Here is a 26588-nt window from a genome sequence, read left to right as displayed (position 1 = left end):
CAACCACCGCTGCTCGAAGGTGGAGATGAACTCAGATGAGGGTGCTGCTTCTTGCAAACCAGCCGGAGAGGACGACGAGGCTCAGGCTCTTCGAGGCTACGCTGAGGGATCTCGGATATGAGACCGTGGTCCCGAGATTTGGTACGGTCAACTGGATCTCCATAGCAAGAAAGGCCAGAGAGATCATTCTGAGGGAAAGGCCTGATGTCGTTCATCTCTTCAACGTTCCTGATGTCATATACCACTGGCTTCCCGCGCTGCGTGGATCTGGATACAGACGCCTCATATACGACTACAGATCCCCATGGGGTGTGGAGACGCAGCTGCGCTTCGGTTCCATCGCGAGGGGTGTATGCGAGCGCTTCGAGCGGCAGCTGGCTGAGGCTGCTGATCTTATAACCACGGTGAACACCCCTTTGAAGGAGAAGGCCAGGTCCTATGCGCCCGGAAAGGAGATACATGTGATCCCAAATTACCCGCAGAGGAGCTTCACGGAGGTTGGAGATGATCTCGAGTCAGAGGATGCTGTGATATTCGTCGGGCGGGTATGCGAGCAGGAGGGCATTGATTCACTTCTCAGGCTCGCGAGGGATATGCAGGAGAGGGAGTTCTGGATCGTGGGAGGCGGGCCGTTCGCATGGTGGTACCTCAGGAGAAAGACAGAGAACGTTAAAGCGCTCGGCTGGCAGCCGCACACCAGGGTCGCAGCGCTTGTGAGAAGGGCCAGAGTCTGCATAATACCGAGAAGGGAGAACGCGCTTACCTTGTACTCAACAGACAAGAGCATATGGAAGCTGAACGAGTACCTGAACCTGGGAAAGCAGGTTGTCGCTGCTGGGATCACTCTGGAGGAGAAGAGGAAGAACCTCAGGGTCGTGAGGAGCAACGAGCTTAGAGGCGCAGTGGAGGAGAGCATGGAGAGAGAGCCTGAAAGAATGAAGGAGAGCGACTACAGGTTCTGGGAGGAGAACGTGGAGCGGGTGAAAGAGGTGTACGAGAGGGTGTGGGGGTAGATGGGAGTGTTGGACTGGAAGTTATACGTGCTGTCGTGGTTTGGGTTACATCTCTAATGTACTTAGGGGTGGATCTGAGAGCATGAACATACAGATGATACTGTCTGATAACTTATATCCTCCAGATATCAGGGTTAAAAAGGAATCGAAATCACTTTCAAAGGCTGGGCATAGTGTGTTTTTATTATGCAGGAAAGGAAAAAGCCAAAAAAGTGAAGAAACCTTAGATCAGATAAAGATAAACAGGGTCAACCTTCCGTTTTACGACGTCCAGTCGCTAGGCGGATTTTTATATTATTTTCTATATAGATATTTATTAGTATTTCATATTATAAAAACATCTGTTAAAAATAGAGCCGACGTCCTTCATGTGCATGATCTTCCTCTTGCATTAGCGACCTGTGTTGCTGGCAGACTACTGAAGAAACCAGTAGTTTTCGATATGCATGAAGATTATGTGGAAATGATTTACTCTTGGGGTTTCAAGACAGAGAAGGGTATAAAGAGCGCTGCTATAATCTTGCTATCTAAGATTTTAGCCATAGAAGAAAAGTTTTGTCTTAAATGTGTAGACCGTATAATAGTAGTTGTTGAGGAAGAGATCGACAGACTGGTAAAGATGGGTTATCCAAAAGAAAAAATCTTTGTTGTGCATAATGCAGTAGATTTGGATGAACTTGATAATATATCAGAAGTTGTATCAGAGACATCCGGTCTCCAAAAATTTGATAAAAAATTCATAATTTCTTATGTAGGGGGTTTCTCAAACCACAGAGGATTAGAAACTTTGTTGAAGGCTATGCCTTTAATCATTTCATCAATTCCTGAGGCGCATCTGATCTTGGTGGGAGATGGTTTAATCGAAGCAAAACTCAGGAATTTAGTTAGAGAGCTAAAGTTAGATAACCACGTGACTTTTACGGGTTGGATTCCATTTATCGAAGCGATGAAGTATATTAAAATCAGCAACCTATGTGCTTTGCCATACGACCGAAACCGTCTTACAGAGAAATCTTTTCCCCATAAGATGTGCCAATATATGTATTATGGAAAGCCCATTTTGGCTAGTGATGTTGCATCCCTTAAAAGGATGATATCCGAGTCCAAATGCGGAATAATATTTCAGGCGGGTAACCACAAAGATCTTGCCATGAAAGTCATAGAGGCCAAATCTAAAGGAATGCTTGAGCAGCTCGGAAAGAATGGTAAAATGGCAGCAGAGACTCGCTTCAACTGGGAAAAATCTGCAAATACCTTGGTTGGGCTTTATAATACTCTATCTTGATGTTCGTATCTTCATAACAACTTAGGATCACATCCGCAAATTACCGGAGATCCAGATTGAGTAGAGCTTTCTGGATCAGAGGGTTCTATTATTATTCTATACTAATGAGTGGATTCAACTAGATATGCCTTAAAATAGGTCTATCCGCAAAATACTTTGCCTAGTCTCTCAAAACATCATGTGATGTGCGGAATATGTGGCTTTACCTGGAATGATCAAGAGCTAATCTCAAAGATGAATCATGCGATAAAACACAGAGGTCCAGATGATGCCGGTACATACATAGATGAGCTCGTAAGCTTGGGTCATTGCAGGCTTTCTATAATCGATCTTTCGTCTGCTGGTCATCAGCCGATGCCCAATGAAGATGAAAGCATGTGGATCGTATATAATGGAGAAATATATAATTTTGTGGAACTTCGCTCAATACTTGTTTCTGCAGGTCATAAATTTCGCTCCAAAACCGACACCGAGGTGGTATTGCATTCATATGAGGAGTGGGGCCCTTATTGCGTGGAGAAATTTAATGGCATGTGGGCCTTTGCAATCTACAATAAAGCGAAAAAAGAGCTTTTCCTCAGCCGAGATAGGTTTGGTGTAAAGCCACTGTACTATCATATCAGCGATAAAGGCTTGATATTTTGCTCAGAGATTAAAGGAATATTAGAGCACGATTTCAAAGTGCATCCAGAAGACAGCGTCATATATGATTATCTGGCGTTTGGTTTAATGGATCACAGACGTGAGACGTTCTTCTCAGGCATTCACAGACTTATGCCTGGAGAAAATATGATTTATGATCTCCAGCGAAAGGATATGAAACTAATCTCTTGGTACAACTTAAAAGATCGTTTAAATAAAATCCCCAGAACGGATTTTTACGATGAGGAGACGGTTAAAGCAAAGGTACGATCCCTTTTAGAGGACAGTGTCCGATATAGACTTATTGCTGATGTTCCTGTTGGGTCCTGTCTGAGTGGTGGAATTGACTCATCAGCCATTGTTTACATCATGAAGAAATCCAAGATCAATCAATTAATTAATACGTTTTCTATGGTTTTTCCTAATCATAGGATGGACGAATCGCATTATATTCGTGAGGTTGTTAAGGATACAAAAGTTAATGCATTCACGGTAACTCCTACCACCGAAGATCTGATTGCGGATCTACAGGACCTTATTCGCACACAGGAGGAACCATTTCGTTCTTTGAGCATATATGGTCAGTATCGTGTTATGAAGCTAGCAAATGAAACGGGAATGAAAGTCCTACTGGATGGCCAAGGTGCTGACGAACTATTTGCAGGTTATCGAATTTATATGAAATATTATATTTTTGATTCTTTAATTCACATGCAGCTACGTGAAGCTGCAAAAGCATTGCAGTCAGCAGAAGAAACACCATTAGAATTAATGCTATTTTTTTCGGCAACAATTGCTTTAAAGCTTGGCCTTACTTCTGTTTTTCATTATCTCTGGAACAAAAGGCTAAAATATCTCAAACCTTTCTATAAAGGATCCAGTGTCAATATTATAAAGGAGAGAGGTTTCAGCCTGAACCATGCGCTCTGGAGCGATCTTATTAAGTACAGCCTACCGCAGCTTTTACGCTACGAGGACAAGAACTCCATGCGGTGGAGCATAGAATCGAGAGTACCTTTTTTGGACTATCGGCTGGTAGAGTTTGTTTCCGGCCTTCCTGCAAATTTAAAGATACGGAACGGCATTACTAAATATATACTGCGAAGGGCACTAAAGGGTCTTGTATCTGAGATGATCCTATCACGTAAGGATAAGATTGGGTTCGCAACGCCAGATGATAATTGGCTTGAAAACAAGCAGTTTAGAGATATGGTTCTTAGTATAATAAAATCAGATAAATTCAGGTCTAGGCCGTACTGGCGCTCAGAAGTGATTGAGAAAATGATAGAGGATAAACACAATGTGCAAAAAAACTGGAGTGAACTTATATGGAGGGTTATCAATCTTGAACTCTGGTTAAGGGCTTATGATTTGCAACCTCAGACAGTGTAACTTGACCTCCCCACAATTTATAGTTGTTTGATCCACTCCAGATGCAGCTTAGATTCAAAGTTCTTACCTCCACCAACACACCCACTTAAATGTTGCTTTAGCACTCTTCCAGTAGAGTGAAAAATCACCCTTTTGCGGTAAAACAACTATGCTCCATCGGTTGCCGGATAGTTTAGAATAAAAGTAGATAAAGCATAGGAACGAAGCCACATATGATACTGTAGAAGCCCAAGCAGCACCTACAATCCCGTAGGTGGGAATCCATAATAGATTGAGGGCCACATTAGTAATTACAGCAGCTACTCCACTGTAAATATTCAGGCGTGGAAATCCCCGCCCAGCAATGTCGTTCGCCAACACTCTACCAGCACTAAGCGCTATTATCCCAGGTAGTAATGCCTGCAAAGCGCCGACTGTGGGCAAAAACTTCTCAGAATACAGAAGAAGTACAATATAACGACTAAAAAACACGAAAGCTAAAGCGCCTAATGTAGTTATCCACATTACTGTACGAGCTACTAAGGGAGTAAAATCTTTCCTACTACGCTCATTAGTCTCTGCAGAAACTATTGGGAATAAAACTGTGCTAGCAGATTGGGAGATGATCCAGAGCCTTTCTACCAGCCCGACCCCCACAGCGTAAAGCCCAACGGCTGCAGGTCCTAAAAAGAAATTCACAAGAACCATGTCTATCCGGTAATTGAGAAAGCCCAGGATATTTGATATATGCGCCTGAATACCATATTTGCTTGCCCTCTTTATGTAGCAAATGTTGGGCTTAAAATTGATTCCTCCGGCAATCTTCTTAGTTAATCGAAGTATTATGAGATCTACAATAATCCACGTAAATATTCCAGCAAGTATTGCTCCAGCTACTCCAGCTCTAAAAAGGAAAAGAGCAATAAAAACAAACCCAAAAAAAAGAACAGACTGACAAACCTGAGCGTAATTATAATCCTCGATGCGCTGTGCACCAAGCAATATGTAATGGAGGTAGGAGAAAAAGATCTCCAATGGTACAAGAACTAACGCTAGAAGAAGATATTCAGTCATAATACCGGGAAATACTATTTCTCGAAAGAATATCACAACTATTAAACCAGTTAGAATTCCGGCGACGCTAATAGCTATACTGAGCAATACGTTATTCCCTAGAATCTCTTGCCAACGAAACTCACCGCGGGCCACGTAGTAGACCGTTGCAGGACCAATCCCAACGTTGACGAAAGTTATGATAAAAGAAGGGAGAAGCAAAGCAATGTAATATGCTCCATTACCCTCTGGGCCCAGAATTCTGGCCAAAATGACGGAAGTTCCCATACCCAAAAGCAAATTGAGTATGCCTACACAAAATGTGACTGCCGTTCCTCTAGCAAAATTTCTGTTATTCATAAATATATTTGAAATAATTTTATTTAATATGATACAAGGTGGTTGGTTTCTCACTATGTTCCAATCTCATGCAGCAGTGCATAACGTTCACGCACCACTTGTAGGATTACTTAATTCTTTATATATTTTATAAAATTGTTCTCCTATAATCTCATAACTGTACCGTTGTCTAACATATTCTGCTAGCTTTATCGGATAATAATTTTGATAATGGTCTAACATATAATTGATAACCTCCGCTAAAGCTTTTGAATTACCAGGTGCGACAAGTTTTCCCACAGCATCAGTTATAATCTCTCGTGATGGCCCTATATCTGAAGCAATTACTGGTTTCCCACAAGCTAAAGCTTCGATCAGCACCACACCGAAAGTCTCAACATAGCTGGGAAGAATAAAAATATCACATTGTTTCATGAATTTCGCAACCTCTTGCTTAGTTTTCAAAAATCCATGAAATCGGACAATGTCCTGTAAATCAAGTTTGCTAGACAAGTCTTCATACTCAGCACGATTCGGACCATCACCCACAATATCTAGGACGAAATCATTCCGCACCTCCTTAAGTAGGGCCAGAGCATGAAGTAGTGTCGGCACGCCTTTCTTGGGGGTTAACAATGCCACAAGAAGTAATCGCTTTAGATTCGACTCTCTCATATGGGTTGTATCCTCAGGTGCGAAAAGCGATGTATCAACAACATTGGGGACCACACGAAAACGCGCCCTTATTCCATACGCCTCTATACATCTTCTCAGATAATCACTCACCGGACATACCATGTTTGCCTGCTCAAAGGCAAATTTCGCCATTTGTTTGGTAATACCCCGAATTATCCCTAACGGAAATCCCGTATAATGTTCGGTGATAACCACCGGTATTCCATAGCGCTTCCCTATCAGCACTGCTGGAACACCTGCAGAGTATATATGCCCATGAATAACATCAGGCTGCCACCCCTCACGCAATAGCTTTCGAAATGCTGCAAATATACCCCACATATAAATGAGGTAAGATGTCTTGGGGAGAGGAGACTTCCTGCAGCGTATGCGCAAAACACGAATGGTGTTATCCCTATTGTCTTCGATCTCATAAGGACCATTAACTTGCTCATATACGCTTTCTGCATATATAACAATCACCTCACAGTGTAGTGCTGTTGCCTTCACATGCTCATAAACAAAAATTCCTGCAACAGGGTTTTGCTTTGTGGGAAACAAACCAGCAATGTGCAGAACCTTAAGCCGCTTTGGATTTAATGACCTAGCTTTGGTTATGCTATCATACTCCAACACGATCTCACCACCAAACTGCAAGTTGTTGATATTTCATGAACCTTCATCAGACTGATTTTCAGATAACTACATTTGTTTTGACTTAAAAGCTTGAATGTGGCATATTAATATGTTCCGCTTTTATTGATCCAGCGACTTATATTAAAATTTTCAAATATTCTGGGATCTGTCCGAATAAGATTAAAGCCAATAACCAGATAAGGGATGTTTTCTTCCAAAATAAGAGTATTGTTTTGGTTAATGCAGGATATCGTGTGGCCAGCCACAGAACCACACACACTGTTAAACCCACCCTTAACCGATGATGCATGGCTTTCGCTGTGCTGGCTGTGTGCGCAGCTTTATTAGATCGCCTGCCACACTCCTGACCATGGCCTGGGCTGTATGGTTCACCGGTCTTCCCGGATGCGGCAAGACCACGATCGCCAGAAGGACGAGGGAGCACCTCTCGAGGATGGGCGTCGAGGCCAGGATACTGGAGCTCGACGAGATAAGAAAGGTGATAACGCCTAATCCGAGGTACACAGATGAGGAGAGGGATATCGTATATGCGAGCCTTGCATACATGGCGAAGCTGCTATGCGATGCAGGCGTCAATGTGATCATCGATGCGACTGCAAACCGGAGGAGCTACAGAGATCTCGCGAGAAAGCTCGTGGATAGGTTCGCGGAGGTTTACATAAAGGCCCCACTGGATGTGTGCATGGAAAGGGAGGCTGCCAGAAAGGCGGAGTTCGCGCCGAAGAACGTATACAAAAAAGCCGCCTCAGGCGCCAGGGTCCCGGGCGTCGGTGTGGCATACGAGGAGCCTCTCAGACCGGAAATTGTAGTCGACACGACCACGATGGACCCTGAAAGCGCAGCGGAGCACATATCAAAAAGGATACTGGAGATCTTTGCGATGTGAGTGTGGCCTGAACGTGTTCTCATTTGCTGTCTGACAGTGGAGCGCCGGCTTTCTGACACCACTCCGCGCTCCTCAGATCAGCAGGATCCCAGAATCCAGACCGAGAGCTCATATAGATGCGTGGAATCTCTTTGAAGGGTGATACGATGGCGATGGTGCTTGGAATATCCGGAAGCCCGAAGAGCGGAAGGAACACAGAGTACCTCCTCCAGAGGGCGCTCAGGGTTGCCTCGGAGAGGGGGTACAGAACTGAGAGCGTGCTCTGCTCGCAGCTCAGAGTCGGGTTCTGCACTGACTGTGGCGAGTGCGGCAGGGGGAAGGCATGCCCGATCGACGATGACATGGTTAAAATCTATGAGCTGCTCCAGAGCGCGGACGGCATCGTGGTCGCATCTCCCGTTTACTTCGGCTCGGTCACAGCGCAGCTCAAGGCGATCTTCGACCGCACCCTGCCGTTGCGCAGGCAGGGCTTCAAGCTCAAAGACAAGGCCGGGTGCGCGATAGCCGTCGGCGGATCTAGGAACGGCGGCCAGGAGAAGACGATAGAGGCGATACACGCATGGATGCACATCCACGGAATGATCGTTGTTGGCGACAACAGCCACTTCGGCGGGATCGCGGTCAGGCCCGCTGAGAACGATGATGTGGGCATCTCAACGGTCGAGGCAACTGCCAGCAAGCTCTGCGATCTGCTGGATCTCAAAAAGAAGGGCGGATGCTGGAGCAGCGAATGATCACGGTATTCTTCGACGGCCTCTGCAGTCCAAAGAATCCGGGCGGCGTGGCAGCATATGGTTATCTCGTCTACCGCAACGGCGAGCTGATTCACAAAGGATGGGGTGTCGTGGGCGAGGGCATGGGCATGACGAACAACGTGGCAGAGTACGAGGCCCTTCTCGCGGCGATCCGGTGGATTCGCGCAAATGCCCCTCAGGATAGAGTGGTGTTCAAGGGTGATTCCAGGCTGGTCGTAAAGCAGATGAGGGGCGAATGGATGGTCAGATCGGAGACGTCCAGGCGGTACGTCCCCCTGATAAAGAGCATGCTCGAGGGAATCGATCACGAGTTCGTCTGGGTACCGAGAGAGGCGAACGCAGAGGCAGATGCTCTCTCCAAATACGCGTATGAGATGCACAGAAGGCGGCAGGAGTGAACGATGGGCGGGAGCACATTCGGAACGGTCTTCAGGGTCACGACCTGGGGCGAATCGCACGGAAGAGCGGTGGGCGCTGTGGTTGATGGCTGCCCTGCAGGGATAGAGCTCAGCGAGAGGGATGTGCAGAGGGAGCTCGACCGGAGGCGCCCAGGGCAGAGCACGGCGACGACTGAGCGGCGTGAGGCTGACACCGTCGAGATCCTGAGCGGTGTCTTTGAGGGGCTCACAACCGGCACGCCCATATCGATGCTGGTGTGGAACAGGGACGCGAGGAGCTTGCACTACGATGCCATCCGCCACACCCCGAGGCCCGGGCATGCTGATTACACTTACCATGCGAAGTACGGGATCAGGGACCACCGCGGCGGCGGAAGGGCATCTGCTAGGGAGACAGTGGGCAGGGTCGCGGCCGGGGCTGTGGCGAAGAAGCTCCTCTCAGAGTTCGGGGTGGAGATCGTTGGGTATGTCATCGAGCTCGGCGGCATCAGGGCGTCTCTGCCGTTATGGACATCGCGGGGCAGCATAGATCGTGAGGAGCTTCTTGGCATCAGAGAGAGAGCGGAATCGAGCCCCATAAGATGCCCGGACGCGGATGCTTCGGCCAGAATGCTCTCGCTCCTTGAGTCCGTGAGATCAGAGGGAGACAGCATGGGCGGGGTGGTGGAGGTCGTGGCGATCGGTGTGCCCCCCGGACTTGGCGAGCCTGTCTTCGACAAGCTGGACGCTGATCTCGCAAAGGCGCTGATGAGCATAGGCGCGGTGAAGGCCGTTGAGATAGGAGCGGGTACAGAGAGCGCCCGGCTGAGGGGAAGTGGGATGAACGATCCTATATTTTATGAGAACGGCAGGATATCGTTCGAGAGGAACAGCGCCGGTGGAATACTTGGAGGCATATCCACCGGCGCCCCGATTTTGTGCAGGATATCCGTGAAGCCCACTCCATCCATCGCCATCTCCCAGAGGACCGTGGATCTGCAGTCAGGGGAGTCCGTGGATATTTCTGTCAGGGGGCGGCATGATCCCGCGATCCCCCCGAGGATAGTGCCTGTGGCAGAGGCGATGGTCGCGCTGGTTCTTGCGGATCATCTCCTCCGCCAGAGGTCCGCGAGGCTGAGGTGATGCTGTGCACAGCTTCCACAGGCTCATAGCCCTGGATAAGGCGATCGAGCTAGTTCTCGGAGATGCACCAGCTCCCAGGGTAAGAAGTGTTCATCTGAAGGATGCGCTCGGCAGGGTTCTCGCTGAGAATGTGATAGCGGAGATCGATGTTCCTCACTTCGATCGCGCCGCCATGGATGGATATGCTGTGAGATCCCAGGATACCTTCGGCGCGTCAGAGCCCTCTCCGGTCATGCTCAGGATCGTGGGGTCTGTGTCTGCCGGCAGCGTTCCCGATGCATCTGCGGGCCCTGGAGAGGCTGTCGAGATCTCCACAGGTTCTGCGCTGCCCGGGGGCGCGGATGCTGTTGTGATGGTCGAGCATGCTGATGTGGTCGATGGTTATGTTGTGATAAGAAGACCGGTGCATCCATATGAGAATGTCCAGAGAAGGGGCGCTGATGTCTCCTTAGGAGAAAGAGTGCTCAGCGCGGGCACACCTCTCGGCCCGAGGGAGATAGGCATGCTCGCAGCCCTCGGCATCTCCAGGGTTAACATCAGGTCTCTCAAGGTGGGGGTGGCATCGACAGGCAATGAGATCGTATCGCCTGATGAGGATCTGATGCCCTGCAGGATCTACGACGTGAACACATACACGATCTCATCCGCTCTATCACAGCTCGGCGCAGAGCCTGTGGTCTACGGCGTCGTTCCGGACAGCTACGATGCCCTTTCAGAGGCTGTTGCCAATGCTGTGATCGATTGCGATATGGTGATTTTGAGCGGGTCGACATCTGCAGGCCGGGGCGATATGCTCTACAGGGTTGTTGGCGATCTGGGGGAGCTGGTATTCCACGGGATAAACCTCAAGCCTGGCAAGCCCACGCTCTTCGGGAGGGTGGGTGGGAAGCCTGTGGTAGGTCTGCCAGGGTATCCGACGAGCGCGCTGGCCGTCTTCTGGCAGCTTGTATCTCCAGTGATACATCGCTCCCTTGGGCTGAGATCCCGTCCGGTCTCCGTAAAAGCAGCACTCGCCAGGCCTTTCAGGTCTGAATCCAGGAGGCAGATGCTTCCTGTTATCCTGCACAGGGGCAGGGCGTACCCGTTCGACAGGGGAAGCGGCGCTGTCACGACTCTTGCAGCGTCCGATGGAATCATCGACATCCCTGCTGATAGAGAGTATCTGAATGCAGGGGAGGTTGTCGATGTCCATCCGCTCTCCTGTGATGACATCGATCTCATCATCAGCGGGGAGAGCTGCCCCCTGCTGGAGGATGCTCTGGACCGCATGGATCTACGGTTCAGGTACCTTGTAAGGGGTTCGCTGAGAGCGCTATCAGATCTCCAGGACGGGCTGGCGGATCTCGCGTGCGTCACAGCAGCAACAGAGCTGCCCGCAGATCTCATGGTCGTCGCATCTTACAGGAGAGAGCTGGGGCTGATCTCCAGGAATCATGACATTCTTTTGAATCCGGATGGCGCCGCGTTCGCAGCATGGAGCAGGGAGTCTGGTATCAGATCCATAATGGATTCGATGCTCCCGGACGTCAGGATATCTATGGAGGTCAGGACCCACTCAGGCGCAGCTCTGGCCGTGCTCCAGGGAAGGGCGGATCTGGCCTTCGGCATTAAAGAATCAGCTGAGATGTGGGGGCTGCAGTTCAAGTATATGGCTGAGGATGTGGCCCACATTGTGGCGAGAACAGACGATGAGAGTGATGTCATAAAAAACATCGCTGATGCGCTCAGGAAGATATCCCAGAACGCGGATGCATCAGATGAATGAACCAGACTGGATGAAACAAACGAATTTTAGGCGCGTCCTCCGCTTTCCTACTTCAGATGCGTCGGAGCCCTACGAGAGAAATGGTGGGCATTGGCGAATCCCAGACCCCCACATGCGCTACCCATCAGCCTGGAGCTGATTCAGCCTGGCTCTTCCCTCGCCCTCGATTATGCGGAGCCCGAAGCTCTCCAGCAGCGCCCTCGCCTCGCCGTTGCTGTGAAGCATTATCTCGATCAGATCCCCGGGCTCGTCTATGTCGCATCCTGCCCTGTATGAATAGTAGTATCCCGTCTCGATTCCCAGCTCCTCAGCCTCTCTCAGGTGCCTCGCAAAGCTCATGCCCTGGTACACAGTCCTGAACCTCCTGTCCCTTATCAGGATCATGTTGGTACCGCCCCCGCGGCCCGGGGCCAGCACCACGCCGCCCGGGGACCGGAGCATTCCGAGCACATCCTCCTCCCTGAGCAGGGGGAGATCTGCCATGACTATAAGAACATCATAAGGCCATCCAGATGCTGCATTCTCATCGATGAACTCGTTCAGAGCATCCCCGAGCTCCAGCTCGGAGAACCTCAGGGATGCATTGAGATCTGCAATGAGATCTCCGCTCATCCCGGGGCGCGCCAGCACGGTCACCATCCCGATCGACCTCAGCGCCCTGAGCACATCCCTGAGCATCGCCACTGCCAGAAGCCATCTCTGCTCACCGGAAAGCACCGGGGACAGGCGTGTCTTGCACCCGCTCGACTTGAACGGCACGACGCACTGTACAGGTCTGAGCACACGCTGATCTCAGATGATGCAGATAAATGGTTTTCGTGTGCAAGAGACAGAGCCGATGCTTTCTCAGCGTCAGCTCCGGACCGCCTGCACATCGAAGCCCTCTAAGAACTGCCTCAGCACCCGCTGATGGAGAGCATCAGGGCGCAAAATACGATGCTCACCTGCGCCTTCTCCTTGCGGCCCGCAGGCTGGATCTCCGTCTCAGACCACCAGCGCGCCTCATGCGGTTCGCTGCGATGAGAATTGCAAGGAGAACAGCTGCTGCCATCCATGTGATCGACGAACGACCTCTGGAGATTCTCACAGGGAATGTCAGACGCTCCGTACCCTCATCGTGGTCTATCAGGCATGAGATCCGGTACTGATCGAGGCTGGCATTCCCCTCCACATCAGCCCACACCCTCACCAGGGCCGGCTCGCCGGGCATCAGATTGCCAATCCATACAGCCGGCTGTGACGATCGAATGGGATCGGATGCGATGAGCTTGACACTGCAGTTCCTCAGCGTCCATGGAGACTGGTTTTTGATCACTATCCCCAGGCTCCTGTTGGAGCCTGCCCGGAGCTCTCCATCGGTATGAAGCACTCTGAGCCTCTCGCTCCTGCGAACCTCCAGGGGTATGCTCCTGCTCGCATTGCCTGGAACGTACAGCTGCACCGGCTTTCCCTTCGAGATCTTGGCATCTATCTGATGCTCGTATGTGACATTCACATTCAGGATGCAGCTCGATGCGTTGAAATCCACGACCACAGGAAACTCGAGAACTGCATGAGACCCCGCCGGGAGCAGAGGGATGCTCCTCCTCTGAACAGGTGTCCTCAATCCTACATCAGCTGATACCTCCACAACCACATTCAGAGCATCCGCTGCCCTCATCTCCTCCCTCATCTCCCCCTCCGGATCCTCGGAGCCTGAGAAGCCTGTGGGGATGAGCGCATCGAGCCTGCCGTCGTTCGCAACGATGAGTTTCAGGACACAGGGCATTCCAGCATCGATGAGGGGATTCACAGCTGAGATCTGTATATCAGGGGAGCCAGCGGCCTTGTAGCAGTCATCTGCAAAGAGCATGAACTCCTGAGATGCCACGGAAGGTATGAGGATCAATACAACAAGCAGGCAGCGGAGCATCCTGGTTGTATAGAATGCATTTACATGTGACCTCCTTTCCCCTGAAGGGGATTGGCTTCCTGCGCTTCGACTCGCTTCGAAGCCTCTCGATTGTATCGAGAGTCGTCGAAGCCCCCCGACGAAGTCGAAGGTTTCTTCGATTCGATTCATCCGATACCCCACAGGCTCTATACCCCAAAGTCCGGGAGCGTGAGCATGTTCAAAGTGGTTCTACCAGCGTAGATGCAGCGGCCTGCTATAAGTAGCCGCTCTGCATTGTGGTCCCGGTCCAGCCTGAGCCCGCACCGCGGGCATTCATGACTCAATACCCAAGGTACAATAACCAGCATGTCGCAAGACGGACTCGCTGGGAATCGAACCCAGGTCAGCGGGTCTCCTCGATGAGATCTCCGAAGCCCGCTAGGATATCCTCTACCCCACGAGCCCGCGTGATCACCTCGTGCTCCCTCTGTTATTAACCTTTCCAGGCGCTGCATGGAGCTCTCCCGTTAGTAGATGCAGCTTCAGCGGTGACCGGGGACATGCATATTAATGATGCCGCTGCAGAACTCATCTGAAATGCGTTCGATAGGGAATGCGATACCGGAGCTTCTGGCGCCGGCCGGCTCATGGGATGCGCTTGTAGCGGCTGTTGCAGCTGGAGCGGATGCTGTCTACCTTGGAGGAAGGCGATTCAACGCGCGGATGTTCGCAGAGAACTTCCCCAGCCTGGAGGATGCTGTGGATTACGCCCACGCGAGGGGTGTCAGGGTCTATGTGACTGTGAACACTCTGGTTCACGATGGTGAGATCCACGAGCTGGAGGATTACCTCACAGAGCTCTGCGAGATCGGCGCAGACGCGATACTCGTGCAGGATCCTGGAGTCATCAGGCTCGCCAGGGAGATCGTGCCGGAGCTGGAGCTTCATGCCTCAACCCAGATGACGATCCACAGCACGGATGGGGTGATCTGGGCCGCAAGAAACGGGCTGAAGAGGGTGGTGCTCGCCAGAGAGCTGTCTGTTGATGATATAAAAAATATAAAAATAGTTTCTGATGATCTGAACATCGGGCTTGAGGTCTTTGTGCACGGTGCGCTCTGTTACTCCTACTCAGGTCAGTGCCTCTTGTCCTCATCGATGGGCGGGAGAAGCGGAAACCGCGGGATGTGCGCCCAGCCGTGCAGGAAGCCCTACAGCCTGCTCAGGGGCGCTGCGGACGAATACGGAAGGCTGAGAGAGCTGAAAAGTGATGGGGTTGATGGATATCTGCTCTCCACACGTGATCTCTGCACCTATCTGTCCCTTGATAGGATCGTAGCAGCCGGCATCGACGCGCTCAAGATCGAGGGGCGGATGAAGTCTCCAGAGTATGTTGCTGTTGTGACGAGTGTTTACAGAGAGGCTCTCGATGCCATCGCGAGAGGCGAGTGGACGCCGGATGAGAAAGAGATCCAGAGGCTCGCTCTCGCCTTCAACAGGGGATTTACAGAAGGGTACATCCTGGGCGCAGATGATATCATGGGAAGGGAGATGCCGGATAACAGGGGCGTCCTGGTGGGCAGGATCCTGAACTGCTCAGGCGGTGTCGCAGTTGTATCTGCCACCGGGATCATCCCAGAGCCCGGTGACGGGGCTGTGCTACGCTCCGGATCCGAGGAGATCGGATTCGTTGTGAGAGGGAAGATATATCTGAGGGATGGTCTGCTCAGGCTCAGGGTGCCTGAGGGTGCTCGGGCAGGAATGGATGTTTACATAACGCGATCCGCACGCCTGAAGGAGGATGCTGAGAGCATCATCAGAAGAGGCAGAGATAGAATCCCCATCGATCTGAGGATATCATTCGATAACGGGGTGCCGGTTGCGGATGTGTATCTCGATGGTCCATCGGGAAGGATGGAGTTATCCGTGAGAGGGGGCTTTGTCATGGAGGCTGCGAGAACGCTTCCACTGAGCGTCTCACAGATAGAATCCCACATCAGGAGAACCGGCGGCACCCAGTTCGTCTTCAGGGAGATCACAGTCGATTATCCTGGGAGTCTTTACACCACGCCGGCGAACCTCAACCAGCTTCGCAGAGATATCCTCAAGGCTGCGGAGACAGCTCTTGTGCGTGCTCACAAAAGAAGGTGCATCGTAAGAAGAATGCCATCCCTCGATAGAACTGGGAGGAGAGCTGAGCGGCTGAGGGTATCGGTTTATGCCGGCTGCCTGGATGTGATTGATGGAGCGCTGGAGGGTGGCGCGGAGAGGGTGTACTTCGAGCCGCTGATCAGGGATGAGCACGATCTGGTCTCTGCCCTTGAGAGGGCATGCGATCTCTGCGAGGGGCGCGCAGAGCTGGTCTGGAAGTGGCCCCGGATAACCAGGGATCGTTTCCTCCGCATGGCCGGGGACGTTCTGCGCGAGATTTCAGTTGATAAGATCATGGTAGAGAACCTGGGCGCTCTCGAGGCCGCAGAGCGATACGGATGCAGGATCTTCGGAGGTCCGGGGCTGAACATCTGGAACTCACTCAGCGTCTGCATGCTCTCCGGAGCGAGAGCCCTGACGCTCTCGCCTGAGCTCTCCGCCCGCCAGATCGCCTCCATCGCGTCCCTCCGGCAGAGACCCGATCTCGAGCTGATCGCCCAGGGGAACATCGTGATCGCTGTGACAGAGGACAGGCTCATCTCAGAGGGAGAGAGCTGCGCGATCAGGGACCGCAAGCGCATCTTTCCTGTCAGGAGGGATTCCACAGGTGTAACGAACATACTGAACAGCGTGGAGACCTGCCTCCTGGATCACATCCCGCAGATCTCCTCTATGGGTGTGGATTATGTGGCGATAGATGCCAGATGGAGGACCGGCAGGTACGCCAGGGAGATGGCAGAGATCTACTCGAGGGCAGCGAGGGAGCCTTCAGCGATCCCGGAGCTCAAAAGCAGGATCCTGCGAATGGCCATGGGCGGGATCACCTCAGGTCACTTCCTCAGGGGAGTTGCAGAGGCAGGCGTGTAGGGGAAGAGCTCTGCGTCAGCGGCAACTCTTATGCTGTTGAGGCGCACGGATTTTGTTTGCTTTATTCGCGAACGTTTCAGCAGGGGCCACGGGCACCATCAGCCTCTGGCGCCTGACAGTCATGAGACAGGGAACATGGTCCAGTAAACGCACCTTCAGCGACAGGTTCTATATACATGCAGATATTGCTTGACCACCATGAACGAGAAGCTTGAGGAGATCGGATCGCGGATACGTGAGCTTCGAGAGCTCTCAAAGATATCACCTGAGGAGATGGCCGGTTATCTCAAAGTGCCGCTTGAGACGTACTGCGGCTACGAGTCAGGCCATCTCGATATACCGGCGAGCCTGCTTTTCAAGATCGCGCAGCGCCTCGATGTGGACATGAGCCTCCTGCTCACAGGCCAGGAGCCGAAGATGAGCATCTTCACCGTGACCAGAAAGGGAGAGGGCGTGGAGGTAGAGAGGAGGAAGCAGTACAGGTACCAGAGCCTTGCGGGAAGGTTCGCTCACAAGAAGGCGGAGCCGTTCATAGTCACCGTCGAGCCGAGGTCTGAAAAGCCAGCAGTATACAGCCACCCAGGCCAGGAGTTCGATTACATCCTCGAGGGGACCATAAAGATATACATCCACAACAACGAGATCGTCCTCAACGAGGGCGATTCGATATTCTTCGATTCGTCGTATGATCATGCCATGGAGGCTCTCAACAACAGACCTGCCAGGATGCTTGTCATTGTCATGTGAGGGAGGGGCTTTATTTGGCATCGCTTCTGCACAAGTTCGTGTCAAGGGTCGAGTTCGACTCATACGAGGATTTCAGGAACAACTTCAGAATAATAGTTCCGGAGAACTTCAACTTCGCCTACGATGTCGTCGATGTTTACGCTGAGGAACAGCCTGATAAGATTGCTCTTGTCTGGTGCAACGATCACGGAGAGGAGAGGATATTCACATTCAGGGACATGAAGCACTGGAGCGACAAGGCTGCGAACCTCTTCAGGAGCTATGGAATCAGAAAAGGCGATACCGTGATGCTCACGCTGAAGAGCCGCTACGACTTCTGGATCTGCATGATAGGGCTCAACAAGATAGGAGCTGTGGCGATCCCGTCGACGCACATGCTGAAAGCAAAGGACATCGTCTACAGAATAAAAAAGGCGAACCTGAAGATGGTTGTGTGCATCATAGAGGATGGTGTGCCCGAGGAGGTCGATCTCGCTCACAAAGAGCTTGGCGATGTCGATCTCATAAAAGCGTTTGTGGGAGGAGAGGATCAGGAGAGGGATGGATGGATAAACTTCCGGCGTGCGCTTGCTGATGCATCTCCTGATTTCACAAGACCTGTGGGAGAGGAGGCCACCAGGAACGAGGATGTTCTTATAGCTTACTTCACCTCCGGAACCACCGGATATCCTAAGATGGTGAAGCACGACCAGACGTATCCGCTGGGTCACATACTGACAGCAAAGTACTGGCAGAATGTCATGGACGATGGACTGCACTACACGGTCGCGGATACAGGCTGGGCGAAGTGCGCCTGGGGCAAGATATACGGCCAGTGGATAGCTGGCTCAGCGGTCTTCGTCTACGACTACGACAGGTTTGACGCGGGAAGGATGATGGAGAAGCTCGCAAAATACAGGGTCACAACATTCTGCGCTCCTCCGACGATCTACAGGTTCATGATCAAGGGAGATATGTCGAAGTACGATTTCTCCACGTTGAAGTATGCGGTCACCGCAGGCGAGCCTTTGAACCCATCGGTGTATGAGAAGTTCCTGGAGGTAACAGGTCTCAGGCTCATGGAGGGCTACGGCCAGACCGAGACCGTGGTGACCATAGCGAACTTCCCGTGGATGGAGCCGAAGCCTGGATCGATGGGCAAGCCTGCCCCTGGCTTTGATATCATACTTCTTAAAGACAGCAGGCCTTGTGAGGTTGGAGAGGAGGGCGAGATAGTCATCCGCACGGACAAAGGGAAGCCGATAGGGCTCTTCATCGACTACCACCTCGATCCGGACAGGGTGAGGAACACCTGGCATGATGGATACTATCACACAGGAGATACCGCCTGGGTCGACGAGGACGGATACATATGGTTCGTCGGAAGGACAGACGACATGATAAAGACCTCCGGCTACAGGGTCGGGCCGTTTGAGGTCGAGAGCGCACTGATGACACATCCCGCAGTTCTGGAATGCGCGATAACAGGCGTTCCAGATCCCATCAGAGGGCAGGTGATCAAGGCGACGGTGGTTCTTACAAAAGGATACACCCCCTCAGAGGAGCTGAAGAGAGAGCTGCAGGAGCATGTCAAGAGGATAACAGCTCCCTACAAGTACCCCAGGATCGTGGAGTTTGTGGAGGAGCTCCCCAAGACAATAAGCGGGAAGATACGCAGGGTCGAGATAAGGGAGAAGGACAAGCCGTATCCTGTTATAAACATAACTGAGTGCAAGGGATGTGAGCGGTGCGTTCTCGCATGCCCTGTCAACGTGCTCAGGATGAGCGAGGAGCTGAACAGCAGGGGCTACAGGTATTCCGTGTACGCAGGCGACGGATGCATCGGATGCGGCGCGTGCTACTACACATGCCCTGAGCCGAACGCGCTTGCTGTTCACATACCATCGAAGGGCGAGTGAGACCATGCCATCAAAGCTGGTAGCGGGCAACACAGCTGTTGTGATCGGGGCGATGTATGCTGGCTGCGACTGCTTCTTCGGCTACCCGATAACTCCTGCAAGTGAAATACTGCAGGAGGCCTCCCGGTACTTCCCGATGCTTGGGAGGAAGTTCGTCCAGGCTGAGTCTGAGGAGGCCGCGATAAACATGGTTTACGGGGCTGCGGCTGCCGGCCATAGGGTGCTGGCCGCCTCCTCAGGTCCAGGCATGAGCCTCAAGCAGGAGGGTATAAGCTACCTGGCAGGAGCGGAGCTCCCGTGCGTCATTGTCGATATCAACAGAGCAGGTCCAGGTTTGGGGAACATAGGGCCCGAGCAGTCGGATTACAACCAGACTGTCAAGGGCGGAGGGCACGGCTGCTACAGGAACATCGTGCTCGCTCCGAACTCGGTGCAGGAGATGTGCGATCTCACGATGAAAGCATTCGATCTGGCTTTCAAATACAGGAATCCCGCTGTGGTGCTTGCAGATGGCGTTCTGGGGCACATGGTCGAGCCGCTGAGGTTCCCTGAGAGAGCCATCACTCCTGTTATCGATACATCGTGGGCTGTCTGCGGCACAAAGGAGACCAGAGGGAATGTGATAACATCAATCTTCCTGAACTTCGACGAACTTGAAAGACACAACCTCAGGCTCCAGGAGAAGTACAGGCGGATGAGGGAGAACGAGGTCTCCTATGAGACCTACAGAATGGATGATGCAGATGTGGTTCTGGTATCGTATGGCATAAGCAGCAGGATCGCCAGGTCTGCGGTCGATGCCGCCAGGCGTGAGGGCATCAGGGCAGGTCTCTTCAGGCCCATAACGCTCTTCCCGTTCCCGGACATGGCGCTGAAGGAGATCGCTGAAAGGGGCTGCAGGTTCATATCTGTGGAGATGAGCGACGGTCAGATGAGGGAGGATATAATTCTCGCAACAGGCGCTGATGTTGAGCTTGTCTCGAGATACGGGGGCAATCTGATCACGCGCGAGGAGATCATGAGAAAGATCAGGGAGGTGAGCCGATGAGAAGGGATCTGGGCGGGCATCCGGGCCTTTACAGCGAGTATCCGCGAAAGGGAGGAAGCGCGCCAGGAGCGACACACTACTGTCCCGGCTGCGGTCATGGCATTCTTCACAAGCTGATAGGCGAGGCGATGGCGGATCTGGGCATACAGGACAGATGCGTCCTTCTGAGCCCTGTGGGATGTGCTGTCTTCGCCTACTACTACCTCGACTGCGGCCATGTCCAGGCAGCCCATGGGAGAGCTCCTGCGATAGCCACAGGGATCTCAAGGGCTGAGGACGATGCGATAGTGATCTCGTACCAGGGGGATGGTGATCTCGCCTCCATAGGTCTCAACGAGACGATACAGGCCGCGAACCGCGGGGAGAAGATGGCAGTTTTCTTCGTGAACAACACGGTCTACGGGATGACGGGCGGCCAGATGGCACCGACCACGCTGGTCGGAGAGGTCACATCCACGACGCCAACCGGCAGGGATCCAAAGGAGGCTGGCTATCCACTGCACATCTGCGAGATCCTGGACACGCTCAAGGCGCCTGTGTACATAGAGCGCGTCTCGTTGTCAGATATAGAGCACATTCGAAAGGCAAGAAGGGCGGTGAGAAAGGCGCTGGAGATACAGCGGGACAAGAAGGGGTATGCGTTTGTGGAGTTCCTCTCGCCATGCCCGACAATACTGAGGATGGACGCCAGGGGAGTTGAGCGCTTCATAAACGAGGAGATGGAGAAGGAGTTTCCGCTGAGGCGATTCCGGGATAGATCTGCAGAGGCCGAGCCGATTGTGCGGATGAAGAGCGATTTCTCAAAGGAGTCGCTTGACCGGATATTCGGTGTGTCTGGGGAAAAGTCGATAGAGCCTGAGCATGATCCGGAGTTTGTTACAAGGAGCATCAGGATCTCCGGATTTGGAGGGCAGGGAGTTCTCAGCATGGGTCTCGCGCTCGCCCAGGCAGCATACCTCTCACGCAGGTTCGTCTCATGGTACCCGGACTACGGCCCGGAGCAGAGGGGAGGAACATCGAACTGCACCGTGGTCATATCCGGAGAGCCGATAGCATCTCCTGTCGTGGATGAGATCGACATCCTGGTGGCGTTCAACCGCCCCTCTCTGGAGAAGTTCTCGTCCAGCGTCAGAGAGCTGGTTCTCTACGATATGCTCGCTGGCGAGTTTCAGGGAGGCGTCAGATCGGTACCTGTGCCCGCGACGGAGATAGCCACGCAGAAGGGAGCGCAGCAGGCTGCAAATACCGCGATGCTCGGCGCCCTCATGGCCTCCGACCGTCTCGGTCTTCCTGAGGACTCTTTTGTGGGCGCGATAAAGGATGCGTTCTCGAAGAAGCCAAAGCTGGTGCCGCTGAACCTGGAGATATTCAGGGCAGGGGCGGACTGGGTGCGGAAGATGGTTCGATGATGGAATCTGTAAGCCTGCATCTGGTCAGGGGTCTTCCTGTTATCGAGGAGGGCGATAACCTGGCAGAGCTGATCCAGTCTAGATTCGAGCTCCTAGATGGCGATCTGATCTGCATCGCGAGCACTGTTGTCTCGAAATCCGAGGGCCGGGTCAGGGAGCTGAGCTCCTACACGCCGGGGGAGAGGGCCTTGGAGATAGCAGGGAAACTCGGAAAGGACCCCAGGTTCGTTCAGGCGGTTCTCGAGGAGTCCTCTGAGATCCTCCTGGACAGCCCGTTTCTCCTGGTCGTCACAAGGTTCGGCCACGTCTGCGTCAACGCCGGCATAGACCAGTCGAATGTGCCCGCGGGGAAGATACTGCTCCTTCCGGAGAACCCATCGCTGAGCGCTGAGAGGATACGTGGAGAGCTGAGCAGGGATTGTCCGGTCATAATAACAGATACGTGCGGCAGACCGTTCAGGTTCGGCGTCACGGGCGTGGCCATCGGCTGGTCCGGCATCTCCCCCATCAGGGACTGGAGAGGAGCATCTGATATCCATGGCAGAAAGCTCGAGATAACCCTGGAGGCTGTAGCAGACGAGATCGCCGGTATGGCGAACCTGCTGATGGGCGAAGCAGGAGATTCGACACCTGCAGTCGTCGTTCGCGGCCTGCCGCGCTTCGATGGCGACGGCAGCGTATTCATGCCCCAGGAGCGGGATGTGATAAGAGCAGTACTGTCAAAATGCCGTGAGGCCTGAAAGGACTGCAGGAAATGAGCCCCTCTCAAAATATCGGTCGTGTACTTGGATCACTGAATGGAATTTCAGGAATCTCTTTTCAGGCAAAACAGATCACAATCCTGCACGGCCACATGCTGCTGATTTCAATGATCTGAGTACACGACCAGATCTTGTTCATCGAAGGCCTTCCAAGTTTCTTATCCCTGCGTTTGAAGTTCAGGTGGTCTACCACGTGTGGATAAGTGCAAAAGCAATAGCTTCAGGCGATTCATAGCCATCAACCACGCTGCAGGGCGTCGGACAAGTATTAACATGTTCAATGAGTCGATTTCCATGCCGACATTGTTCAAGACAAACATCTACAGGAGCCGGCCTGTCGAGATCAACTCAACAAAGATAGACCGGAAAACCGCCAAACAGATAATCTTATGTATCAGGAGCGTATCTTCGCATTGGATTTGCATCAATCGCCCCACCGCACAGCCGGTGAGTGGGCGGCGCCGGATCTGATCCGGGGCTGCTCCAGATCGGGCTCGTCGAGCCCAGGCGTTCTGGAGGAGTAATTGGAGATGGAGAAGAAGGATACTGAGAGCTCAGTTGAGCTGAGGCACATAGTCCGCATTTACAACACCGATCTTGATGGGAAGAAGCAGGTTCAGATGGCTCTTACCGGCATCAAGGGCGTCGGCAGAAGGCTGGCCAGGGTGTTCGCAGTGAAGGCAGGGGTAGATCCCTATGCGATTCTCGGAAAGCTGCCAGAGGAGCAGATAGAGGCTCTGAAGAACGTGATAGAGAATGCCACGGAGAGCATTCCGGCCTGGATGATGAACCGGAGGAAGGACATAATAACAGGCGTTGACAGGCATGTCATGGGCGCAGATGTCCTCACAACACTCCGCGAGGATCTCGACCTCATGAAGAAGGCCAGAAGCTACAAGGGCATAAGGCATGAGCTGGGCCTGAGAGTCAGGGGACAGAGGACCAGATCCACAGGCAGGAGCGGCGCGACCGTTGGCGTCACCAAGAAGAAGGCGCAGGCAACAAAGAGCTGATCTGAGCAGGTGATTTTATGGGATATCCTGGCAAGAGCCACAAGACATATGAGCGGCCCCGAAAGCCATGGGAAGCTGGAAGGATGGCCGAGGAGGTCGAGCTCATAAAGACCTACGGGCTGAGAAACAAGCGCGAGCTCTGGAAGGCCGAGAGCATTCTCAGGAAGTACAGGCGCGTTGGAAGGATGCTTCTCGCATCAAAGGCTCGAGGCGAGGCCAGAGCAGATGTCGAGGCCGCTGCGGTTATAGAGAGACTCTCGCGGTTCGGCATCCTGAAGGATGGAGCTGACCTCGATGCAATACTCTCGCTGAAGATCACAGATATCCTGGAGAGGCGTCTGCAGACCCAGGTGTACAGGCAGGGCCTCGCAAATACAATACGACAGGCGAGGCAGTTCATAACACACGGGCACATCCAGGTGGCAGGTCAGAGGGTTACCGTCCCGAGCTATCTTGTGAAGAGAGGGGACGAGATGACCATCGACTACTACGCAGGATCACCGCTCGCAAGAGAGGGGCATCCGGAGAGGTCATCTAAGATCGTCGCCAGGGCTGGAGGGTCGGCATGACAGAGGGAAAATGGGCCATAGCACACATCTACTCATCATTCAACAACACGCTGATAACGATAACAGATCTGACCGGTGCTGAGACGATCGCCAAGATCTCAGGCGGTATGGTGGTAAAGGCCGCCAGAGACGAGAGCTCCCCGTACACCGCGATGCAGATGGCGATGCAGGTCGCGGAGCAGGCCAAGGCCAAGGGCATAGTCGGAGTGCATGTGAAGGTCAGGGCACCCGGCGGGAACAAGCAGAGATCCCCAGGTCCTGGAGCACAGGCTGCGATAAGGGCGCTGGCGCGCGCAGGTCTGAGAATCGGGCGGATAGAGGATGTCACTCCGATCCCGCATGACGGCACAAAGCCTAAGGGCGGGAAGAGGGGCAGAAGGGTCTGACGGTGCATAAGCCTTGAATGTTGAGCTAATCGAGCTTAGGGACGACCGGGTGAGGTTCCTCCTCTCCGGCGTGACTCCTGCATTTGCAAATGCCATCAGGCGGTCGTGCATAGCTGAGGTCCCGAAGCTTGCTATCGACGAGATCTCGATATACGAGAACACATCCGTGCTGTTCGACGAGCAGATCGCCCTACGGCTCGGTCTTGTTCCCATAAAAGCTGATGATCTGAGCGTCTACTCTACCCCGGATGAGTGCCAGTGTGGCGGTGTTGGCTGTCCAGGCTGCAGGATTGATTTCATGATAACTGCTGAGGGCCCAGGGACAGTGTACTCACGGGATATAAAATTCAGCGATCCCGCCGTGAGGGCTGCATTCGATAACATACCGCTTGTTGTTCTCGGGGAGGGTGAGAAGCTCGTGATCGAGGGCTTCGCGACGCTCCGCACAGGAAAGGAGCATGCCAAGTGGCAGGCCGGCACGCTCTGCGGCTACAAGAACCTTCCGTCAATAGAGATCAGCGGGTGCAACGGCTGCGGGAGATGCGTGAAGGTATGCCCGCGTGGCGTGCTCGTGCTCGATGAGAACGATACCATCAAGGTGAAGGACATCACAGAGTGCTCGCTCTGCAGGCTCTGCGTCGAGGAGTGCGACCAGCGGGCCATCTCAGTCGTGCCGCTGGAGGATGCATTCATCATGAGCATAGAGAGCGATGGGTCTATAAATGCGAGGGATCTGGTTAGGATGGCCGCGGAGGAGCTTAAGAAGAAGGCTGAGGTCCTTCAGGATACGCTCGCCTCGATCTCCTGAGGCGAGAGGTTTAAATCCAATGCGGTATTCTCTGCCAGAAGCATGCGGGGGTTGCCAAGCATGGTCAAAGGCGCAGGATTGAGGGTCCTGTCACGTAGGTGTTCGCGGGTTCGAATCCCGTCCCCCGCATTCCTGCGTATCGATTTTTGAGCTATAACTCCCAGAGAATTTATATCAGGGGGACAGGATTCTTTTTCACGCTCGCTGCTTCAGGGATGATGCAGTATGTCCAGGAAGCGGCTGGATGTTAGCTGGAAGAGAGAAGTGCAGACAGAGGACTTCAAGCCAGCATTGAAGAGGTATACTCGATACCTCGAGGAGAGTGGTCTCAGGGAGTCAACGATATCCTCGTATGTCGTTCGGGTCGGGAAGTTCCTGGAGTTTGCACGGACGGATGAACCGGATGCTGACGATTTTGCTGCCTTCCAGGAAACACTTCACGAGAAAAGGCTCTCTCGAAGCTCGATCAACAACTACTGCTTCGCCATCCAGAGGTATTATGAGATGCGTGGGAAAGCCGTCAGTTTCAAGTTCATCCGACCTGCAAACACCATACCGTATTTCTTTGACGAAAATGATATTGCGAGGATCTTTTCGGCATGCACCAACCTGAAGCATCTGGCAATGCTCCAAACGCTGTTCTATGGATGCCTGAGGGCATCTGAGCTATGCAACCTGGATGATTGCGACCTGGATCTGCAGGCCTTAACACTGCGTGTGGAGGGCAAAGGCGGAAAGGAGGCGATAGTGTACATCACCGATGACTGCGCGAAGACGCTCAGGCGTTACCTGGAGGTCCGGCCTCCTCTCGTGATCGACGGTCGCAAACCGCTCTTTTACACGGACTTCGGGAAACGCTGGGAGCGCAGGGGAGTGTACAGGATGTTCATGTACTACAAGAAGCGTGCGGGTATCGAGAAGAAAGGGGGAGTCCATGTCTTCTCGCGGCACAGCGTCGGGAGCCTCCTGGTGAAACGCGGCTGCGATATCGTGACGGTCAAGGAGCTGATGCGGCATTCGGATGTCCACACCACCATGCGGTACATGCACATCTCGGATGCGACCAGGCGGGAGAAGTACGAGCAGTTCCTGAGACT

The 26588-nt window shown here is 52.8% G+C and carries 23 protein-coding genes and 2 tRNA genes; 20 read left to right on the top strand and 5 right to left on the bottom strand.

The window, feature by feature from the left end; genetic code table 11:
- The first annotated feature begins 35 nt into the window (after positions 1-35).
- The 3 genes from QFX31_RS02545 to asnB all read left to right on the top strand — a co-directional run bounded on the left by QFX31_RS02545 (position 36) and on the right by asnB (position 4332).
- Positions 36-1013: a glycosyltransferase gene (locus QFX31_RS02545; RefSeq protein WP_348530579.1), complete on the top strand. Its 978-nt coding sequence runs from the start codon at positions 36-38 to the stop codon at positions 1011-1013.
- Between the two features lie 82 nt (positions 1014-1095).
- Positions 1096-2298 (top strand): glycosyltransferase family 4 protein, encoded by a 1203-nt coding sequence (locus tag QFX31_RS02540; protein WP_348530578.1) that lies wholly within the window; start codon positions 1096-1098, stop codon positions 2296-2298.
- Positions 2299-2481: 183 nt separating this feature from the next.
- Positions 2482-4332: an asparagine synthase (glutamine-hydrolyzing) gene (gene asnB, locus QFX31_RS02535; protein WP_348530577.1), complete on the top strand. Its 1851-nt coding sequence runs from the start codon at positions 2482-2484 to the stop codon at positions 4330-4332.
- 63 nt (positions 4333-4395) lie between these two features.
- Here asnB and QFX31_RS02530 read toward each other — a convergent pair whose 3' ends face one another.
- Positions 4396-5724: a flippase gene (locus QFX31_RS02530; protein WP_348530576.1), complete on the bottom strand. Its 1329-nt coding sequence runs from the start codon at positions 5722-5724 to the stop codon at positions 4396-4398.
- An 87-nt stretch (positions 5725-5811) separates the two neighbouring features.
- A complete protein-coding gene (locus QFX31_RS02525) occupies positions 5812-7014 on the bottom strand; it encodes a glycosyltransferase (protein WP_348530575.1) in 1203 nt (400 codons plus the stop codon).
- A 370-nt stretch (positions 7015-7384) separates the two neighbouring features.
- Between QFX31_RS02525 and QFX31_RS02520 the strand changes: the two genes are divergently transcribed.
- From QFX31_RS02520 to QFX31_RS02500, 5 genes are all read left to right on the top strand, one after another.
- Complete coding sequence (locus tag QFX31_RS02520; RefSeq protein WP_348530574.1) at positions 7385-7921, top strand: adenylyl-sulfate kinase; 537 nt, start codon at positions 7385-7387, stop codon at positions 7919-7921.
- A gap of 146 nt (positions 7922-8067) precedes the next feature.
- On the top strand, positions 8068-8655 hold the full coding sequence (locus QFX31_RS02515; RefSeq protein ID WP_348530573.1) for a flavodoxin family protein: 588 nt from the start codon (positions 8068-8070) through the stop codon (positions 8653-8655).
- Positions 8652-9074, top strand: coding sequence for a ribonuclease HI (gene rnhA, locus QFX31_RS02510; protein WP_348530572.1), 423 nt, complete (start codon positions 8652-8654; stop codon positions 9072-9074). The genes QFX31_RS02515 and rnhA overlap by 4 nt, the downstream gene beginning before the upstream one ends.
- Before the next feature lie 3 nt (positions 9075-9077).
- A complete protein-coding gene (aroC, locus tag QFX31_RS02505) occupies positions 9078-10196 on the top strand; it encodes a chorismate synthase (protein WP_348530571.1) in 1119 nt (372 codons plus the stop codon).
- Positions 10197-10200: 4 nt separating this feature from the next.
- Positions 10201-11961 (top strand): molybdopterin biosynthesis protein, encoded by a 1761-nt coding sequence (locus tag QFX31_RS02500; protein WP_348530570.1) that lies wholly within the window; start codon positions 10201-10203, stop codon positions 11959-11961.
- A gap of 117 nt (positions 11962-12078) precedes the next feature.
- On the opposite strand, the gene cofC is transcribed toward QFX31_RS02500, so the two are convergent.
- From cofC to QFX31_RS02485, 3 genes are all read right to left on the bottom strand, one after another.
- Entirely contained in the window at positions 12079-12744 is a 666-nt protein-coding gene (cofC, locus tag QFX31_RS02495) for a 2-phospho-L-lactate guanylyltransferase (protein ID WP_348530569.1), read from the bottom strand.
- Between the two features lie 157 nt (positions 12745-12901).
- On the bottom strand, positions 12902-13873 hold the full coding sequence (locus QFX31_RS02490; RefSeq protein WP_348530568.1) for a hypothetical protein: 972 nt from the start codon (positions 13871-13873) through the stop codon (positions 12902-12904).
- A gap of 338 nt (positions 13874-14211) precedes the next feature.
- Positions 14212-14299, bottom strand: a tRNA-Arg gene (locus QFX31_RS02485).
- A gap of 132 nt (positions 14300-14431) precedes the next feature.
- Between QFX31_RS02485 and QFX31_RS02480 the strand changes: the two genes are divergently transcribed.
- The 12 genes from QFX31_RS02480 to QFX31_RS02425 form a co-directional block, all read left to right on the top strand.
- Positions 14432-16852, top strand: coding sequence for a U32 family peptidase (locus QFX31_RS02480; protein WP_348530567.1), 2421 nt, complete (start codon positions 14432-14434; stop codon positions 16850-16852).
- Positions 16853-17050: 198 nt separating this feature from the next.
- Positions 17051-17599 carry an XRE family transcriptional regulator gene (locus QFX31_RS02475; RefSeq protein ID WP_011695353.1) on the top strand — a complete coding sequence of 183 codons (549 nt, stop codon included), beginning with the start codon at positions 17051-17053 and terminating at the stop codon, positions 17597-17599.
- Positions 17600-17613: 14 nt separating this feature from the next.
- On the top strand, positions 17614-19497 hold the full coding sequence (locus QFX31_RS02470) for an AMP-binding protein (RefSeq protein ID WP_348530566.1): 1884 nt from the start codon (positions 17614-17616) through the stop codon (positions 19495-19497).
- Between the two features lie 4 nt (positions 19498-19501).
- Positions 19502-20545, top strand: a complete 1044-nt coding sequence (locus QFX31_RS02465; protein ID WP_348530565.1) for a 3-methyl-2-oxobutanoate dehydrogenase subunit VorB — start codon at positions 19502-19504, stop codon at positions 20543-20545.
- Complete coding sequence (locus QFX31_RS02460; RefSeq protein ID WP_348530564.1) at positions 20542-21954, top strand: 2-oxoacid:acceptor oxidoreductase family protein; 1413 nt, start codon at positions 20542-20544, stop codon at positions 21952-21954. The genes QFX31_RS02465 and QFX31_RS02460 overlap by 4 nt, the downstream gene beginning before the upstream one ends.
- The gene (locus tag QFX31_RS02455; RefSeq protein ID WP_348530563.1) at positions 21951-22694 is read left to right on the top strand and encodes a coenzyme F420-0:L-glutamate ligase; all 744 of its coding nucleotides are present in this window, start codon (positions 21951-21953) and stop codon (positions 22692-22694) included. The genes QFX31_RS02460 and QFX31_RS02455 overlap by 4 nt, the downstream gene beginning before the upstream one ends.
- Positions 22695-23245: 551 nt before the next feature.
- Entirely contained in the window at positions 23246-23728 is a 483-nt protein-coding gene (locus QFX31_RS02450) for a 30S ribosomal protein S13 (protein ID WP_348530562.1), read from the top strand.
- A 17-nt stretch (positions 23729-23745) separates the two neighbouring features.
- On the top strand, positions 23746-24297 hold the full coding sequence (locus QFX31_RS02445; RefSeq protein WP_297761556.1) for a 30S ribosomal protein S4: 552 nt from the start codon (positions 23746-23748) through the stop codon (positions 24295-24297).
- A complete protein-coding gene (locus tag QFX31_RS02440) occupies positions 24294-24683 on the top strand; it encodes a 30S ribosomal protein S11 (protein ID WP_011696765.1) in 390 nt (129 codons plus the stop codon). The genes QFX31_RS02445 and QFX31_RS02440 overlap by 4 nt, the downstream gene beginning before the upstream one ends.
- A gap of 13 nt (positions 24684-24696) precedes the next feature.
- Positions 24697-25491 (top strand): DNA-directed RNA polymerase subunit D, encoded by a 795-nt coding sequence (locus QFX31_RS02435; RefSeq protein WP_348530561.1) that lies wholly within the window; start codon positions 24697-24699, stop codon positions 25489-25491.
- Positions 25492-25535: 44 nt separating this feature from the next.
- A tRNA-Leu gene (locus QFX31_RS02430) sits at positions 25536-25620 on the top strand.
- A gap of 96 nt (positions 25621-25716) precedes the next feature.
- Positions 25717-26588 (top strand): tyrosine-type recombinase/integrase (locus QFX31_RS02425; protein WP_348530560.1); only part of this gene is annotated, 872 nt, incomplete at its 3' end.

Source organism: Methanothrix sp. (assembly GCF_030055635.1).
In the GTDB taxonomy this organism is placed as follows: domain Archaea; phylum Halobacteriota; class Methanosarcinia; order Methanotrichales; family Methanotrichaceae; genus Methanothrix_B.
This window is presented reverse-complemented; position numbering and strand designations above follow the sequence as displayed.

Bases quoted from the DNA above. Each gene is read 5' to 3' on its own strand.
- QFX31_RS02545 (WP_348530579.1), top strand. From the start codon at position 36: ATGAGGGTGCTGCTTCTTGCAAACCAGCCGGAGAGGACGACGAGGCTC.
- QFX31_RS02540 (WP_348530578.1), top strand. From the start codon at position 1,096: ATGAACATACAGATGATACTGTCTGATAACTTATATCCTCCAGATATC.
- asnB (WP_348530577.1), top strand. From the start codon at position 2,482: ATGTGCGGAATATGTGGCTTTACCTGGAATGATCAAGAGCTAATCTCA.
- QFX31_RS02530 (WP_348530576.1), bottom strand. From the start codon at position 5,724: ATGAATAACAGAAATTTTGCTAGAGGAACGGCAGTCACATTTTGTGTA.
- QFX31_RS02520 (WP_348530574.1), top strand. From the start codon at position 7,385: ATGGCCTGGGCTGTATGGTTCACCGGTCTTCCCGGATGCGGCAAGACC.
- QFX31_RS02515 (WP_348530573.1), top strand. From the start codon at position 8,068: ATGGCGATGGTGCTTGGAATATCCGGAAGCCCGAAGAGCGGAAGGAAC.
- rnhA (WP_348530572.1), top strand. From the start codon at position 8,652: ATGATCACGGTATTCTTCGACGGCCTCTGCAGTCCAAAGAATCCGGGC.
- aroC (WP_348530571.1), top strand. From the start codon at position 9,078: ATGGGCGGGAGCACATTCGGAACGGTCTTCAGGGTCACGACCTGGGGC.
- QFX31_RS02490 (WP_348530568.1), bottom strand. From the start codon at position 13,873: ATGCTCCGCTGCCTGCTTGTTGTATTGATCCTCATACCTTCCGTGGCA.
- QFX31_RS02480 (WP_348530567.1), top strand. From the start codon at position 14,432: ATGCGTTCGATAGGGAATGCGATACCGGAGCTTCTGGCGCCGGCCGGC.
- QFX31_RS02475 (WP_011695353.1), top strand. From the start codon at position 17,051: ATGAACGAGAAGCTTGAGGAGATCGGATCGCGGATACGTGAGCTTCGA.
- QFX31_RS02465 (WP_348530565.1), top strand. From the start codon at position 19,502: ATGCCATCAAAGCTGGTAGCGGGCAACACAGCTGTTGTGATCGGGGCG.
- QFX31_RS02460 (WP_348530564.1), top strand. From the start codon at position 20,542: ATGAGAAGGGATCTGGGCGGGCATCCGGGCCTTTACAGCGAGTATCCG.
- QFX31_RS02455 (WP_348530563.1), top strand. From the start codon at position 21,951: ATGATGGAATCTGTAAGCCTGCATCTGGTCAGGGGTCTTCCTGTTATC.
- QFX31_RS02450 (WP_348530562.1), top strand. From the start codon at position 23,246: ATGGAGAAGAAGGATACTGAGAGCTCAGTTGAGCTGAGGCACATAGTC.
- QFX31_RS02445 (WP_297761556.1), top strand. From the start codon at position 23,746: ATGGGATATCCTGGCAAGAGCCACAAGACATATGAGCGGCCCCGAAAG.
- QFX31_RS02440 (WP_011696765.1), top strand. From the start codon at position 24,294: ATGACAGAGGGAAAATGGGCCATAGCACACATCTACTCATCATTCAAC.